The sequence below is a fragment of the Dasania marina DSM 21967 genome (genome assembly GCF_000373485.1).
In the GTDB taxonomy this organism is placed as follows: Bacteria; Pseudomonadota; Gammaproteobacteria; order Pseudomonadales; family Dasaniaceae; genus Dasania; species Dasania marina.
In genome coordinates, this window is sequence record NZ_KB891575.1 from 358,169 (window position 1) to 371,491 (window position 13,323).

At 46.3% G+C, this 13,323-nt stretch carries 13 protein-coding genes; 5 read left to right on the top strand and 8 right to left on the bottom strand.

Annotated features, from left to right (window positions below):
• The first annotated feature begins 5 nt into the window (after positions 1 to 5).
• Genes B067_RS0101610 through B067_RS0101620 form a run of 3 tightly spaced genes read left to right on the top strand, consistent with a single transcriptional unit; the run spans position 6 to position 2,628 of the window.
• Positions 6 to 1,307, top strand: a complete 1,302-nt coding sequence (locus tag B067_RS0101610) for a sensor histidine kinase (RefSeq protein ID WP_019528298.1) — start codon at positions 6 to 8, stop codon at positions 1,305 to 1,307.
• Positions 1,301 to 1,669 (top strand): response regulator, encoded by a 369-nt coding sequence (locus tag B067_RS0101615; RefSeq protein ID WP_019528299.1) that lies wholly within the window; start codon positions 1,301 to 1,303, stop codon positions 1,667 to 1,669. The genes B067_RS0101610 and B067_RS0101615 overlap by 7 nt, the downstream gene beginning before the upstream one ends.
• A gap of 38 nt (positions 1,670 to 1,707) precedes the next feature.
• Positions 1,708 to 2,628, top strand: coding sequence for a DUF808 domain-containing protein (locus B067_RS0101620; protein WP_019528300.1), 921 nt, complete (start codon positions 1,708 to 1,710; stop codon positions 2,626 to 2,628).
• 12 nt (positions 2,629 to 2,640) lie between these two features.
• On the opposite strand, the gene B067_RS0101625 is transcribed toward B067_RS0101620, so the two are convergent.
• On the bottom strand, positions 2,641 to 2,919 hold the full coding sequence (locus B067_RS0101625; RefSeq protein ID WP_019528301.1) for a winged helix-turn-helix domain-containing protein: 279 nt from the start codon (positions 2,917 to 2,919) through the stop codon (positions 2,641 to 2,643).
• 131 nt (positions 2,920 to 3,050) lie between these two features.
• Here B067_RS0101625 and B067_RS0101630 point away from each other — a divergent pair, with 131 nt between their 5' ends.
• A complete protein-coding gene (locus tag B067_RS0101630) occupies positions 3,051 to 3,287 on the top strand; it encodes a TIGR02647 family protein (RefSeq protein WP_019528302.1) in 237 nt (78 codons plus the stop codon).
• Between the two features lie 12 nt (positions 3,288 to 3,299).
• On the opposite strand, the gene B067_RS19380 is transcribed toward B067_RS0101630, so the two are convergent.
• Together B067_RS19380 and B067_RS19385 are read right to left on the bottom strand one after the other, a co-directional pair.
• Positions 3,300 to 4,835 (bottom strand): alanine/glycine:cation symporter family protein, encoded by a 1,536-nt coding sequence (locus B067_RS19380; protein ID WP_240472818.1) that lies wholly within the window; start codon positions 4,833 to 4,835, stop codon positions 3,300 to 3,302.
• A gap of 107 nt (positions 4,836 to 4,942) precedes the next feature.
• On the bottom strand, positions 4,943 to 5,563 hold the full coding sequence (locus B067_RS19385; RefSeq protein WP_019528304.1) for an RNA polymerase sigma factor: 621 nt from the start codon (positions 5,561 to 5,563) through the stop codon (positions 4,943 to 4,945).
• A 263-nt stretch (positions 5,564 to 5,826) separates the two neighbouring features.
• Between B067_RS19385 and B067_RS19390 the strand changes: the two genes are divergently transcribed.
• Positions 5,827 to 7,797: a tetratricopeptide repeat-containing sulfotransferase family protein gene (locus B067_RS19390; RefSeq protein ID WP_019528305.1), complete on the top strand. Its 1,971-nt coding sequence runs from the start codon at positions 5,827 to 5,829 to the stop codon at positions 7,795 to 7,797.
• A 73-nt stretch (positions 7,798 to 7,870) separates the two neighbouring features.
• Here the strand turns inward: B067_RS19390 and B067_RS0101650 are convergent, their stop codons facing one another.
• From B067_RS0101650 to B067_RS0101670, 5 genes are all read right to left on the bottom strand, one after another.
• Positions 7,871 to 10,312: a TonB-dependent receptor gene (locus B067_RS0101650; RefSeq protein ID WP_026244339.1), complete on the bottom strand. Its 2,442-nt coding sequence runs from the start codon at positions 10,310 to 10,312 to the stop codon at positions 7,871 to 7,873.
• A 303-nt stretch (positions 10,313 to 10,615) separates the two neighbouring features.
• Complete coding sequence (locus B067_RS0101655) at positions 10,616 to 11,560, bottom strand: AgmX/PglI C-terminal domain-containing protein (protein ID WP_019528307.1); 945 nt, start codon at positions 11,558 to 11,560, stop codon at positions 10,616 to 10,618.
• A complete protein-coding gene (locus tag B067_RS0101660) occupies positions 11,560 to 12,096 on the bottom strand; it encodes an ExbD/TolR family protein (RefSeq protein ID WP_019528308.1) in 537 nt (178 codons plus the stop codon). The genes B067_RS0101655 and B067_RS0101660 overlap by 1 nt, the downstream gene beginning before the upstream one ends.
• Positions 12,093 to 12,629, bottom strand: a complete 537-nt coding sequence (locus B067_RS0101665) for an ExbD/TolR family protein (RefSeq protein ID WP_019528309.1) — start codon at positions 12,627 to 12,629, stop codon at positions 12,093 to 12,095. Before B067_RS0101665 ends, B067_RS0101660 begins: the two co-directional genes overlap by 4 nt.
• Before the next feature lie 24 nt (positions 12,630 to 12,653).
• Positions 12,654 to 13,316: a MotA/TolQ/ExbB proton channel family protein gene (locus B067_RS0101670; protein ID WP_019528310.1), complete on the bottom strand. Its 663-nt coding sequence runs from the start codon at positions 13,314 to 13,316 to the stop codon at positions 12,654 to 12,656.
• Between the last annotated feature and the right edge of the window lie 7 nt (positions 13,317 to 13,323).

The following is a 13,323-nucleotide window of genomic DNA, read 5'->3' on the forward strand; positions in this document are numbered from 1 at the left end:
TTTTTATGACAGAAGACCACACCATCACCACGCTTAATAAAAGCAACATCATTATAGGCACCGCCCTAGGATGGGCGGGCATACATATAATCACAATGATTGTTCGCTCTTTAAAAATAGGCACTACTCAGATTTTCACCATTAGCCCTATTACTGTTTTGGTATGCCTACTGCTATGCTATGCACTTAAAAATGGGCTGTCTGAAAAATGGGCAGCCACGCTACTGCTAATCAATATTTCCATACCGCTACTGATATTTTCTTACCACTCTGGCGGATTTAAAGGCCCCGTTATTTATTTAATGAGCATACTGCCCTTAATGGCTTTTTTGTTAATTGACAAAAAAACAGGCTGGTTATTTTGCGGCCTAACGATAAGCTGTTTTGCTTTTTTTGCTTATTTAAACTTTACAGGCTACCCCTTGCCTGACCCCAAAATACAGGGGAACGCCCTCCATGTAGCCAGAGCATTTTCTATATCTTTTCTGGTGTTTTTAATCAGCTGGATAGGCTGGTTATATCAAAATACTTACCAGCAGTTTATTCAATCTATAGCAAACAAAAATAGCGAACTTATCAAAAAAGACGAATACAAATCGCACTTTATTTCACATATGTCGCATGAATTTAGAACACCCCTCACTGCTATTTTAGGATTTTCTAAGCAGTTACTAAAAATAAAAAAAGACCAAACCAATGACCGAGAAATAGAAGCACTGAAGGCCATACACCGAGGCGGTAAAAACTTGCTTAACATGGTTAATAACACCCTGGACATGGCACAAATAGAATCTGGTAATTTAAGCTGCATCAAGTCATCACAGAATATCGCCAAACTCGTCAATAATGCTATTACCGACATTAATATACTCGCGGAAAACAAGCAGCTATCTATTAGCATAGGTAACCACTTACAATCTGACACATGGGTCAATGCCGATGCCATGAAAATAAAACAAGCCTTCAATAACATACTTGCTAACGCCATTAAATACACCCAGCAAGGAGGCATAGATATCACCCTTAGTCTTTACAGCCTAGGTGATAATGATTATGTTGCTATAGCTATAGCCGACACAGGGGTGGGCATAGAGGCTGATGAAATTGATGATTTATTTAGCCGTTTTGTGCGCTTAAAAAAACATGCTGGCAGCAGCATTGACGGCTCTGGCCTAGGGCTAAGTATTGCCAATGAATTAGTTCAGCTACATGACGGCCATATAGAAATAACCAGCACAGTCAATAAAGGCAGCTGCTTTAGCATCTATTTACCCGTAATAACCAACAGCACGGAGCAAGCATGTTAAACATATTGTTGGTAGAGGATAATAAGGAAAACCAACTACTCATCTCATGGATAATTGAAGATGCCGGCTACTCGCTGGATATAGCCGATGACGCCGAAACAGGTTTAGCCTATATGGCGAACAAACATTATGATCTGGTATTAATGGATATTTCTTTACCAGGCATGAACGGTAAAGACGCGGTAAAAATAATTCGCAAAACACCTGCGTATAACGCCATACCGGTAATTGCCATCACCGCTCATACCTTGCAAAATGAACTCGATGAAATTAACCAATGCGGATTTTCAGCCGTTCAACATAAACCTGTAGATGAAGAGTTACTATTAAGTACCATTCAAGAGTTCACTCAAGCAAAATAACAAGCCCTATAAACATTTAATAACCCTCAGGATACATCATGGCAGCTGCCAGCCTACTCACCCTATTAGACGACATAGCCACACTGTTAGACGATATCGCCTTAATGACAAAAGTGGCTACCCAAAAAACGGCGGGGGTATTAGGGGATGACCTAGCAGTAAATGCCGAGCAGCTTAGCGGTATGCGTGCCAGCCGTGAACTGCCTGTGGTGTGGGCGGTAGCGAAAGGCTCCTTAAAAAACAAATGCATACTAGTGCCTGCCGCCCTATTGGTTAGTGCCGTGGCCGCTTGGTTGATTACCCCCATATTAATGTTGGGCGGCGCTTATCTATGCTACGAAGGCTTTGAGAAAATTTGCCACGGCCTACAGCGTAAAAAGCATAAGCTCGCACAAGCACAGGCAGCGAACGCACGCCTGAATAAAGCAGAAATGCTCAATTATGAACAAGATAAAATAAAAGGGGCGATACGCACCGACCTCGTACTCTCTGCCGAAATAATTGTGATTGCCTTAGGCACAGTACAAGATGCCGGTTTAGCGATGCAAGCTGTGATTATTAGTACCGTAGCCATAGCCATAACCCTAGGCGTATACGGCTTAGTTGCGATAATCGTCAAATTAGATGATGCCGGCTTTTATTTACTACAGCAGCAACCACGCTTGAAATACTTAGGGCATTTTTTAGTTAAGTTATCGCCGCTATTAATGCGCATCTTAACCATAGTCGGTACTGCCGCTATGTTTTTAGTGGGTGGCAGTATTATTATGCACGGCCTACCGGCGCTAGAGCATGGCCTACAGGCTATTAACAGCGGGCTAAGTGATTTTTTATGGCCAGTACTGGCCACAGCTTTGGTAAACTTATTAGTAGGCCTGGTGGTGGGCGCAATAACCGTCACGCTGTTCGTGGCAGCTCAAAAAATCAGAGGCCCTGGCGAGAACAAGGGTGCAGCTTAAGGCTACTTGCCCTTAGTACCCTAAAGCCGCTTTAATCATTTCTAGGTGGTTGCGTAGCCAGCGTTGGTTAATCGGCCCCCAGTCAGTAATCTGGTAATGGCCACTTTTATTAGCACCAACAAATTCACAATGTATGTCTATCTCGGCCAAAGCCGCCACAGTATCTTGTGCCGTGCGCCTAGGCATACCGCTGTGGGCGGTAATGGCAGGTATAGTGGCAACACCACTTTCTATAAGATGCGCGATATACAAACGGCGATAAAAACTGGTTTTAGTTTTACTGTATGTCATTCCCTAGCCTTATGACCTAAACTTGCTGTATGCGCTAATAACAGCCTACGCAATTTTATGGTTAAACATTCACAAACTGCTATGCTGTAGCAATATGCACACAATAAAAAATATAACCCTAAGGAATAGCCATGCTTTATTCACCAGAGATTATTGCCGAGCTTAATATTTTAGCCCAGTTTAATCTGCACTCTAATCAAGAGGGTATTAAAGTGCATTCATCAGCAGGGCCTGACGCTATAGCCGCTACCCAGCGACTATTTACTAAAGGCTTAATCACCCAAGACGATGGCGGTTATTTAACCAGCCTAGGGCTTACTGCCTGCGAACACACACAAAATTTATTACAAATTTTAAAACCAAGCTAAGCTCGCGGCAGCTTATTTTTCTGCCGATTCTTTATTAAAACGCTGCTGCCAAAAATCGGCGTTTTTTATGCCTAGGGCTTTAGGATTAAAGCTGTATTTTTTGACTTTTGCTTTTTGCTGGCACTCGTAATCTTTTAAAGCTTTCATGGCAGGTTTGGCGATAAAGAAAATAATTATAATCCCCGTTATATTCAACCAAGCCATTAAGCCCACACCCACATCACCTAAAGCCCAAGCCAGATTAGCAGTTTTGACCGTTCCGTAAAGAGTCGAGGCTATCACCACCAGTTTTAGCAACAGCTTTAAACCCTTGAGTTTTACGTGACGCTGTAAATAGCTGACATTGGTTTCGGCTATATAGTAATAAGCCAAAATCGTGGTGAAGGAGAAGAAAAACAAAGCCATGGCAACAAAGGGATTACCTACCCCAGGGAGCACACTCTCTACTGCAGCCTGAGTGTAGGCTGGGCTATTTGCCGCGATGTCGGCGGCTATATTGCTGACTAGGAAAGTGTCACCCGGGCCGTGCACATTGTAGGCGCCGGTAATTAAAATCATAAAAGCGGTGGCCGAGCAAACAAACAAGGTATCTATATACACAGCAAAGGCCTGCACCAAGCCCTGCTGTGCCGGGTGCCGCACTTCGGCGGCAGCCCCAGCATGTGGCCCCATACCTTGTCCGGCTTCGTTAGAATACACGCCACGTTTAACCCCCCAGCCTATAGCCGCACCTACACCCGCCATAGGGGTAAAGGCATCGCTCATTATCATGCTGAAAATAGCAGGTAGCTGCTCAATATTTAAGGCAATAATCGTGCAGGCTAATATGATGTAACTGAGCGCCATAAAGGGCACCACAAACTGGGTGAAGTGGGCGATACGCTTAACGCCACCAAAAATAATAAAACCCAGCATAAATACGATTAACACACCGGTTAAGCTTTTCGCCACACTCAACTCGCCCAGCACGCTATTAAAGGTTTGTCCGGCACCAAAGGCTATATCCACGGCATTGCCTATGCTATTGGATTGCACGCCGGGCATTAAAATACCGCAGGCAATAATAGTCACTATGGCAAACAACCAAGCATACCAAGTTTGGCCCGTGGCCTTTTCTATATAGTAAGCGGGGCCGCCTCGGTACTGGCCTTCAAACTCTTCCTTGTAAATTTGCCCTAGGGTGCATTCTATATAAGAGGTGGCCGCTCCTAAGAAGGCTACCATCCACATCCAAAATACAGCACCGGGGCCACCAAAGCCTATGGCGGCGGCCACGCCAGCGATATTGCCTGTGCCTACTCGCCCTGATAAGGAAACCGTTAGAGCCTGAAAAGACGAGATACCCTTGGCGGAGCTATGGCCGGTAACCAATAAGCGCGCCATTTCGGCAAGCTGCCTGACCTGCACAAAGCGTGTCGTAATCGAGAAAAATAAACCTGCACCCAGGCAGAGATAAATCAGTGCGGGGCTCCAGATAACGGCATTCAGCCCATCAACAAAGTCTTGCATACGGATTCCAATCGTGTCGTTGTTATTATTGTTAGCCATGTCACGCAGCTCTAGGCAAACGCTACACAGCCGAGGCAATGAAGTAAAGTCTGGAATAGCAAAGTATCTATCGATTACGACTGCCAAGCCGCCAGTTTAGCTGAGTTTTACTCTACCGCCATACGACAGTGCTTTAGGGCCTGTACAATGTATTTTTCAATACTGGATACCGATACCTTTTTAGCCTCAGCAATTTCACTGTAGCTATAGCCTTTAATACGCTGCCACAACAACGCTTGACTGCAATTAATGGGTAAGCTACTCAATGCCTGCTGCAACGCTTGCAGCTGCTTTTCTGCTGCTAGTATGCGCTCTGGTGCGCAATAGTCAGTAAGTTCCGAGCTATCAACGGCCGCCAGCTTATCGTATTCACCATTAATAAAATTGCGGTGTAGCCTTTTCTTTCTAAGCTGATCTACCAACAAATTGCTTGCCGTTTGATACAAATAAGCGCTGGGGGTATTAAGCTCACCCCTGTCTAATAGCGGCTTAACCCGCATAAACGCTGCCTGGCTGATATCTTCAGCATCTTCTCTGTTTTGACCTTTAGCCATTAAAAAGCCTATAAGCTTATCGCGCTGCGCACGGTATAAATCACAAAAATCTATACGCCTATGGGCTGAATTAAGCTGATAAACCACCGCTAGGGCGATGGCGGGTTGGTCGTTATTACTTGGGGTGGGATTCGCTTCCTGCGGCATGCACTGCTTCTGATTCGCTACTGCCATGGATAGACCTATTATTGTTTTTTTAGTTAGGGCTTACATACACAGCAAATTCTACGACTACCTCTTGCCAGTATGAATGCACAATCTGTTAGATTTTAAAGTGAGTACCTAGCAAATTGTTTAGCTAATTAGCAATTTGATAAGATCTTGATAAAGCTCTGCCATAACGAAATTTCGTCTAATTATTAGCCTTTATTCCCCTACGCCGGCATGTCATTATTGGCCGTGCAAATAACAATAATAACGTCATAAAAGAGGCCAAAATGCCCGCTAGCCACCATGAAAACGCCTTACAACTACTAGGCAATCAGCAATATGCCGAGGCCGAACAGCTATTGCGTAAGCACCTACAGCTCAACCGCGACGACCACATAGCCCTCACTCTTCTGGGCCACAGCCTAATTAGGCAGCAGCGCATAGAGGGTGCAATTGCCGTGTTTAAGCAGGTGTGCGAACTCAAGCCCCAGCTGGCCGATGCCCACGGTAATTTGGGCTTAGCCCTGCAACAGCTGCAACATTTTGACGAGGCCATAACCGCGCTAAAAAAAGCGGTGGCTCTGGATGACAATTACCACGAAGCGTGGAATACCTTGGGTAATATTCTGATGCACCAGGGCCAGCAACAAGCAGGCTCCGCCGCCCTCATACGCGCCGAGCAATGCGACCCCTTTGCCCCACAAATAGCCAAGATTGGCCAAGCTATGAGCGCCAAGGACTACCCCCTAGCCGAGCGCGGCTGCCGTGAGATATTACAACGCCACGGCCACCACCCCGGCGCCATAAGCATTTTGGCGCAGCTGGCCACGCAGCAAAAACAATGGCTGGCGGCCGAGCAAATGCTACAGCAAGCCTTAGACTACTCACCCTATAACTTAGGCCTATGGCACAAGCTAGCCGATGTGTCATCGCATGCCGGCAAGCACGAGCAGCGCGTGTATGCCGCCCAGCAATGTGTCAACATTTCTCCAGGCAAGGCCCATTTAGAATCTATTCTAGGCAGCAGCTTGGCCCACGCCGGGCAATATCAACAAGCACTGGCGGCTTATGATAGCGCCGCGCAATTAGACCCGGCCGATGCCAATATACAAGTACAGCGCGGCCATATATTAAAAACCTTAGGCCGGCGCGATGCGGCTATTGCCGCCTTTAGGCACAGTATTCAACTACGCACACAAAATGGCGTGGCCTACTGGGCACTGGCCGACTTTAAAAACTTTGATTTTAGCGCTGCTGACATAACCGCCATGCAAGCCATTGCCAGCGATGAAAGCGCGCCCGCCGAACACCGTTCGCAGGCAGGCTTTGCCCTAGCCAATGCCTTAGAGCGGCAAGGTGAATACCATGCTGCCTTTGAGTATTACCTGCAAGCCAACCACTTACGCCCCGACGCCTACTTTGATGCTGAGCAGTTTCAAAAACATTCCCAAGAAGGGCGCAAGTTATTTAACCATGAGTTATTACAGCCACCCTCAGGTTTCAGCCATGACGGCCCACGCCCTATTTTTATCGTAGGGTTGCCGCGTTCAGGCTCTACATTAATCGAGCAAATTTTAGCTAGCCACTCCGCCATAGAAGGCACTATGGAATTACCCAACTTACCACGGGTTATGGAAACACTGTATCAAGAAAGCTTGCCTAGCGGCCTAAGCATAGAAAACTTTATTAAAGCCATGCCAGCCGAACACCGAGCAGCCTATGGCAAAAAATATTTAGACGACACCGCCATTTTTAGAAAGGGCGCACCCTATTTTATAGACAAGCTACCCCCTAACTTTCGCTTAGTGGGCTTTATTCACCTCATCTTGCCTGAGGCGATTATTATTGATGCTAGACGCCATCCTTTGGATACAGGGCTGAGTGCCTTTAAACAACACTTTGCCGCCGGCCACGAGTTTAGTTATAACTTGCAAAACATAGGCTGCTACTACAATGAATACCTTAATATGATGGATCACTGGGATGCCGTATTACCCGGCAAAGTCTACTGCCAGCACTATAGCGAGATGGTTAACAATACCGAGCAAAGCGTCAGGCAGCTACTCGCGCATTGCGGGGTAGCTTTTGAACAACAGTGTTTGGATTTTCACAACAATAAACGCGCCGTGCATACCGCCAGTAGTGAGCAGGTTAGGCAGCCTATATATAAAAGTGGACTAGGCCATTGGCAGAATTTTGAACCGTGGTTGACACCTCTTATTGACAGCTTAGGTGAAAAAACTTTAGCTAGATTTTAATCCTATAGTTAGCGCACAACGAAAAACGGCGAGCATAGCTCGCCGTTTTTTTAAAGTAAAACCCTAGAGTTAATTAATAACTAAAATCCAATCGCACTGTCACGGTACGCTCTGGGCCATAATAAACGTACTGCTCTAATCCGTCATCTGGGCCGTCCAAGCGAGAACGCTTATACTCGGTAAACTCTTCATTGAACAGGTTGCTCACGTGAAGACTTACCGTAGCATTTTCGTTAGCGCTTACCGACCCGGAAAGATCCCAAGTAGTGTAGGAATTTGATACATCTTGATCCAACGCTCTAAAGTGCGACTTATATTCACCGTAGCCCGTTGCAGACAAGCGCAAACTAGAGTCTTTCTCAAATACCGAAAACTCATAATCTAGCGCCGCATACCAGTTGTAATCAGGCACCATGGTCATATCATCACCTTTTTCAGCTGCCAACCAAGGGGCATCAGCCGAGAGCTCTGAATTGGTTTTTGAATAATTAAAGGTACCGGTTAACTGCTCGGATATCATCCACGTTGTTTCAATTTCGAAACCTTCAGACTGCGCTTGGGCGGCATTACCGTAGTAAGAGAAACCACAGGTAGCCATGTAAACATCTGTCTGCACATCATCCCAATCAATTTTATAGATTGCCGCACTCACACTTAGCCGCTTATCTAAAAACAGACCTTTAAGACCAATCTCTTGGTTTTCTATAGTGTCACTGCCATAGACCGGTTTGAAGTATTGTGCGACAGGATCATTTCTACAGCTTTGCGGCACATTGGACAGACTGCTGCCACCTGGTCTATAACCTTCGGAATATAAGTAATACACCGATATATCTTCTTCAGGGCGATACGACACACTGTACTTCTGCCTATTGCCATCAGCACTATCTTTATTTTCAGTTACTGCGCCGCCTTCACCCACCCAGATGCCGGATTCAATTGACTTTTCTTCCCACTCAAAATCAAAGAAACGAACACCACCTGTAAACTCAAGCTCACCCACTGAGGTATTAAGCGTATAGCTTAACTCACCAAAAAAAGCGGTTTCCGTTAGCTCATCTTTAACGGTGTTAATGTTGTAGTTTTTAGTCGGGTCACCGTATAAAGACTGTCCCAATTGATCAATCGTTTGCGGATTACCATCACTGTCATCCCAGATATAGCCCCAGTAATTACTGCCCCATAATTCCGAAGCTATAGCTAGTGCCTCTGGCGTACCCTCGTGGTATTGAAACTGCTGATCAGGGGTGCGACCTAGCTTACTTTCGTCATAGTAAAAACCCACGGTCCAATCGAAAGGGCTGTCTTCATCAATAGACTGGAAGCGCAATTCATGAGTGATTCGCTTACCGGCAGGCATATCCGCGTCGGTATCAGAATCAAAATCGTGGTTGATAATCCAAGTCTTCACTAAGTCACCGGTATCGCTGCGACTCCAGTTATCCAAACCTTGGTCTTTTTTATCACGCCACGAGCCTACATAAGTCAAAGCGCCTATACCGGCAACGTTATCGTGGGTGAAGTTAATATTTATCATATCAACTTCATCTTCTTGCCACTCATCCACTCTTTCCCAAATAGTGAATTTATCTGGCTGACCTCGGCCCAAAGGTGATGGCTGACGACAATCAGGGCGTGATTGCCCGGCATCACAACTGCCACCGTAATAATCTATAACCACGTCGTAACCGCTCATTGCAGCAGGGTTAGGCGTTAACTCAGCGGTATAATAGTTAGCAGGAGCCGAGGCATCGCTATATTTAAAACCTTCTGCGTACTCTTCAGAATGGGTATAGCCTACAATTAATTGCGCATCTTCATTGATGTTCCACAACATTTGCGCCCGCAGCCAACTATCTTCATCGTAGCCAGTATTACCCGTCGCAGCATTTTCAATTTTACCCGGCTCATAGCTAGCATTTGCAACTAGGCGCATAGCAACATTATCAGTGATAGGCACGTTGACACCTAGATATGCACGATTGCCGGTGCCTTCTACATTTTTCTCTTTGCTAACCTGTATAGAACCAAATATTTCAAACTCCTCGGTAGAGGGCTTATTAGTAATAACCTGTACTGTGCCACCTATAGCATTTGACCCCCACAAGGTACCTTGCGGGCCACGCAATACCTCAACGCGCTCAGTGTCGTACAGATCGCTAAAATTAAACGGCACGCCATCATAAAAAGTTGTCGTGGTGCCAGGAGAACTATCATTACCGCCACTCAGCCCCCTTAAAATAAGCTGTGAGCCTGTAGTCGCACCACCTGCAACTGTACGGAAAAAATCTTCTTTCTTGATGAGGTTACGCTTTTGAATATCTACCTGCCCAATCGTACTAATATTCATAGGCACTTCAATTAGGGTCTCGTCCCGCTTCCTGGCCGACACCATCACCTCTTCCAACTGCATCTTTTTATCTTCGGCAAAGCTAGGCAAGCTGGCCCCGCCGGCTGCCACTAGGCTGGTTGCAATAACAGCTCGCACCGCTGCGCTTATGGTTGTTGTCTTCATACAGTCCCCTTGACACTATTTTTATAGAGTTATGTGTTGGAGCCCCTAACCCGTATCCACTCCATAGATAAACAGCCACGCGGGCTGAGCGAGATAGAGGCTCCTTAGCTACTTGACGAGCCGGGGTGAAAACACCGCAAGGTTATTTTAAAAAATGACTAACAAAAACCAATAGGGGGTGAAAGCCTGTGAGGAAGTACAATGCTGATATAAGAAAAGGAAATAAAAAAGAAAACCCATAGTAAATTATTCATTTTGCTATGGGTTTTTATCGTTAGAAAGGAGCCGCCTTATAGGCCGTACTTAATAAGGCACAAAGTCCACGGAGTAATTAACCGTAGTCGCCAACACTTGCTCGGCCCCAAAGTTGATTAGCCTAAGCCTAGACAGGATTTTTTTATTGAGGGCATCATCCCCTAACTCACTGGAGACCAGCTTCAGGCCGGTAATTTGGCCGCTGGGGGCTATGACCATTTCAAAGACAAAACGACCCTGTAGGCTGGGGTCTGAACGCAATGCGCGATTATAAATAGAGAACAAACGGCTTTTGTTTTTATCCATGACCCGACGTATAGATTCGTCACTGCGGCCCGAAGCCTGTACCGCTCCCGCCTTGGCTTGCTCACTCACTGCCACGGCATCGGCATTATCGACTTTGGTGGTTGCCCGCCCCGATAAGGAGGCACCGCCGGTGTTGCGGCTGAGTTTAGCGGTGGCTATGCCACCACTGCCCTGGGCGGCCTTGCCGGTAATTACTGAGCGCTCCACTTTGGCAGCACTTTGTTCGCCGCTGCTAACCGGAGCATTGTTAAGGTTTTGCACGTCCAAGCTGTCGCGCATATCCATTAAATCATCTTGAAAAGCTAGCAAGCCTGACACCTGCGCTTGATCACGCGCTTGTTTAACCTCGTCTACCACTTTGGTTTTGAGTTGCGGCTTTTCTTTCGCGACTTCTTTAGGTTTAGGCTGCTCTTTTTTAGGCTCAGGCTTTTTCGGCTTGGGCTTAACTACAGGAGGCGGCGGCGGTGGCAGCTCCTTTTGCTCCATAATCACTTGCGCCAATTGCGGCGGCAGCGCTTCTTTTTTCTCGCGGCTAATTTCTGGCACCGGCATAAAGGGCACTATCACGGCCACAATACACAGGGCAATAAGACCGTTGCGCACAAAGCGTATAAAACGGGCATCATCTGCCTCGGTGGCCGACCAGGGTAATTGCAGCTCTGGGCCTGTCATCATCATTGCGCTCATTAACCCTCCACCTCACTGCCTTCGGCAGCCGACGCGGTAGGCGCAATATGGCTAACGGCTAGATTAATATCGCGATAATCCTGTGCTGAGCAGGTAGTCATTATTTTTTTCAGCAAAGTGTAGGGCATCTCTTCATCGCCCATAATAATTACCGCACGGCCTAGTTTTTTCTCTCGCTCGCTGATAGTTGCACGACGCTGCGCTTGGTATTGCAGCTCTTTTGCTAAAGCGTCTATAGTCGCTTCATTGATACTGTCATCAGCATTAAACGCCGCCCCCAAGCGCTGGCCCTGCATAATAATATCTTTATCGGTGATTTTTATGGTGAGGCTAAGTTCTGGTTTTTTCTCGGCGGTAGATTCGGGTAGGCTGATATTTTTATCGCTGGATAACACCTCCACATCACCACTGTTCACCATTAAGAAAAATACCAAAATGGTAAAAATATCCATTAGCGATACTAGGTTTAACTTGGGCTGGCCGCTGTGACGCTTGTGGTTTCTAGCCATGCGCTTAGCGCGTAGGGAACTTTTCACGAGTCACCTCCCGCAGCTGCAGCTTCTGTTGCGCTAACGGGCGCATCGCCAAAGGAAATATCAGGAAACAAGGCCGCATCAACTACCGATGCTGCCACCACCGCTTGATAGGAGCGCACGGTGTCCATAGTACTGATAATGGTTTGGTAATGGGTATCGGGCTCTGACAGTATGGTGATATTTTTTCTGTCTATACCCTTTTCTCGCAACTGACGTTTAACTTCCTGCAGGGTGAGGCTTAATAAAGCAAAGTCGTGCTCACCGCCTTCACCTTTACTAATTTTTTTAACGGGTACACCTTGCGGGTAATTAATCAGTAAATAGTCCTGTCTTATCAGCAGCTCTACTTGGTGGTTTTTTTCATTATTCGCCGCTTCATTTAAAGCAGACTCCGGCAATTTAACATCCACCACCGTAATTTGTGAAAACACCATACCCAGTAATAGCACTGGCACCAGTACTATCATTAGGTTCATAAAGGCTGTGATATCGAGTTCGGCATCCTCGATTTTTTTACGCCTGAATTTTCTCATCATGAAAAACTCTTATTGTCAGGCTTATTTATTATCAACTTGGCGGGTGCGTACCACTTGCTTATTGCCTAGAGCATTTAACACTTTCACCCCAGCCATTTCTAAGCTATCGACTATCTCTGACGTTTTAGTTTGCAGCAGGCTATGGAATAACAATAAGGGGATAGCCGAAATCAAACCGAAGGCCGTGGTATTCATAGCCACCGAAATACTATTGGATAGCAAGGTAGCTTTTTCAGCTGGGTCGGCATTGGCCACCGCGCTAAAGGCTGCAATTAGACCGATGATAGTACCTAACAGGCCCAGCAAGGTTGATATATTAGCGAGGGTAGCCAAATAAGGCGTACGCTTTTCTAAGCGAGGTAGCGCCTCCATAATGCCCTCTTCCATAGCGTATTCCACATCATCGCGACGGTTGCTGGTGCTAAAGCGCGCCAAGCCCGCGCCCACAATTCTATACATAGGCACACTAGACTTCTTAGAGACCTCAACAATTTTGCCATACTCGCCTTTATTTAGCGCCGGCAACAATTGCCCAAAGGCTTTTTTATTGGCAGACTTAGCCGCGGTGAGTACCAGCCAACGCTCTAGCGTTATGACCAGCCCTATCACTAACACCACCGCTATAGGGTACATAAATGCCCCGCCAGTTTGGAAAAAACGTAACATTGTCTCTAATATATCCATGATCAAT

Bases quoted from the DNA above. Each gene is read 5' to 3' on its own strand.
- B067_RS0101630 (WP_019528302.1), top strand. From the start codon at position 3,051: ATGCTTTATTCACCAGAGATTATTGCCGAGCTTAATATTTTAGCCCAG.
- B067_RS0101650 (WP_026244339.1), bottom strand. From the start codon at position 10,312: ATGAAGACAACAACCATAAGCGCAGCGGTGCGAGCTGTTATTGCAACC.
- B067_RS19390 (WP_019528305.1), top strand. From the start codon at position 5,827: ATGCCCGCTAGCCACCATGAAAACGCCTTACAACTACTAGGCAATCAG.
- B067_RS0101620 (WP_019528300.1), top strand. From the start codon at position 1,708: ATGGCAGCTGCCAGCCTACTCACCCTATTAGACGACATAGCCACACTG.
- B067_RS19385 (WP_019528304.1), bottom strand. From the start codon at position 5,563: ATGGCAGTAGCGAATCAGAAGCAGTGCATGCCGCAGGAAGCGAATCCC.
- B067_RS0101615 (WP_019528299.1), top strand. From the start codon at position 1,301: ATGTTAAACATATTGTTGGTAGAGGATAATAAGGAAAACCAACTACTC.
- B067_RS0101670 (WP_019528310.1), bottom strand. From the start codon at position 13,316: ATGGATATATTAGAGACAATGTTACGTTTTTTCCAAACTGGCGGGGCA.
- B067_RS0101655 (WP_019528307.1), bottom strand. From the start codon at position 11,560: ATGAGCGCAATGATGATGACAGGCCCAGAGCTGCAATTACCCTGGTCG.
- B067_RS0101610 (WP_019528298.1), top strand. From the start codon at position 6: ATGACAGAAGACCACACCATCACCACGCTTAATAAAAGCAACATCATT.
- B067_RS0101625 (WP_019528301.1), bottom strand. From the start codon at position 2,919: ATGACATACAGTAAAACTAAAACCAGTTTTTATCGCCGTTTGTATATC.
- B067_RS19380 (WP_240472818.1), bottom strand. From the start codon at position 4,835: ATGGCTAACAATAATAACAACGACACGATTGGAATCCGTATGCAAGAC.
- B067_RS0101665 (WP_019528309.1), bottom strand. From the start codon at position 12,629: ATGAGAAAATTCAGGCGTAAAAAAATCGAGGATGCCGAACTCGATATC.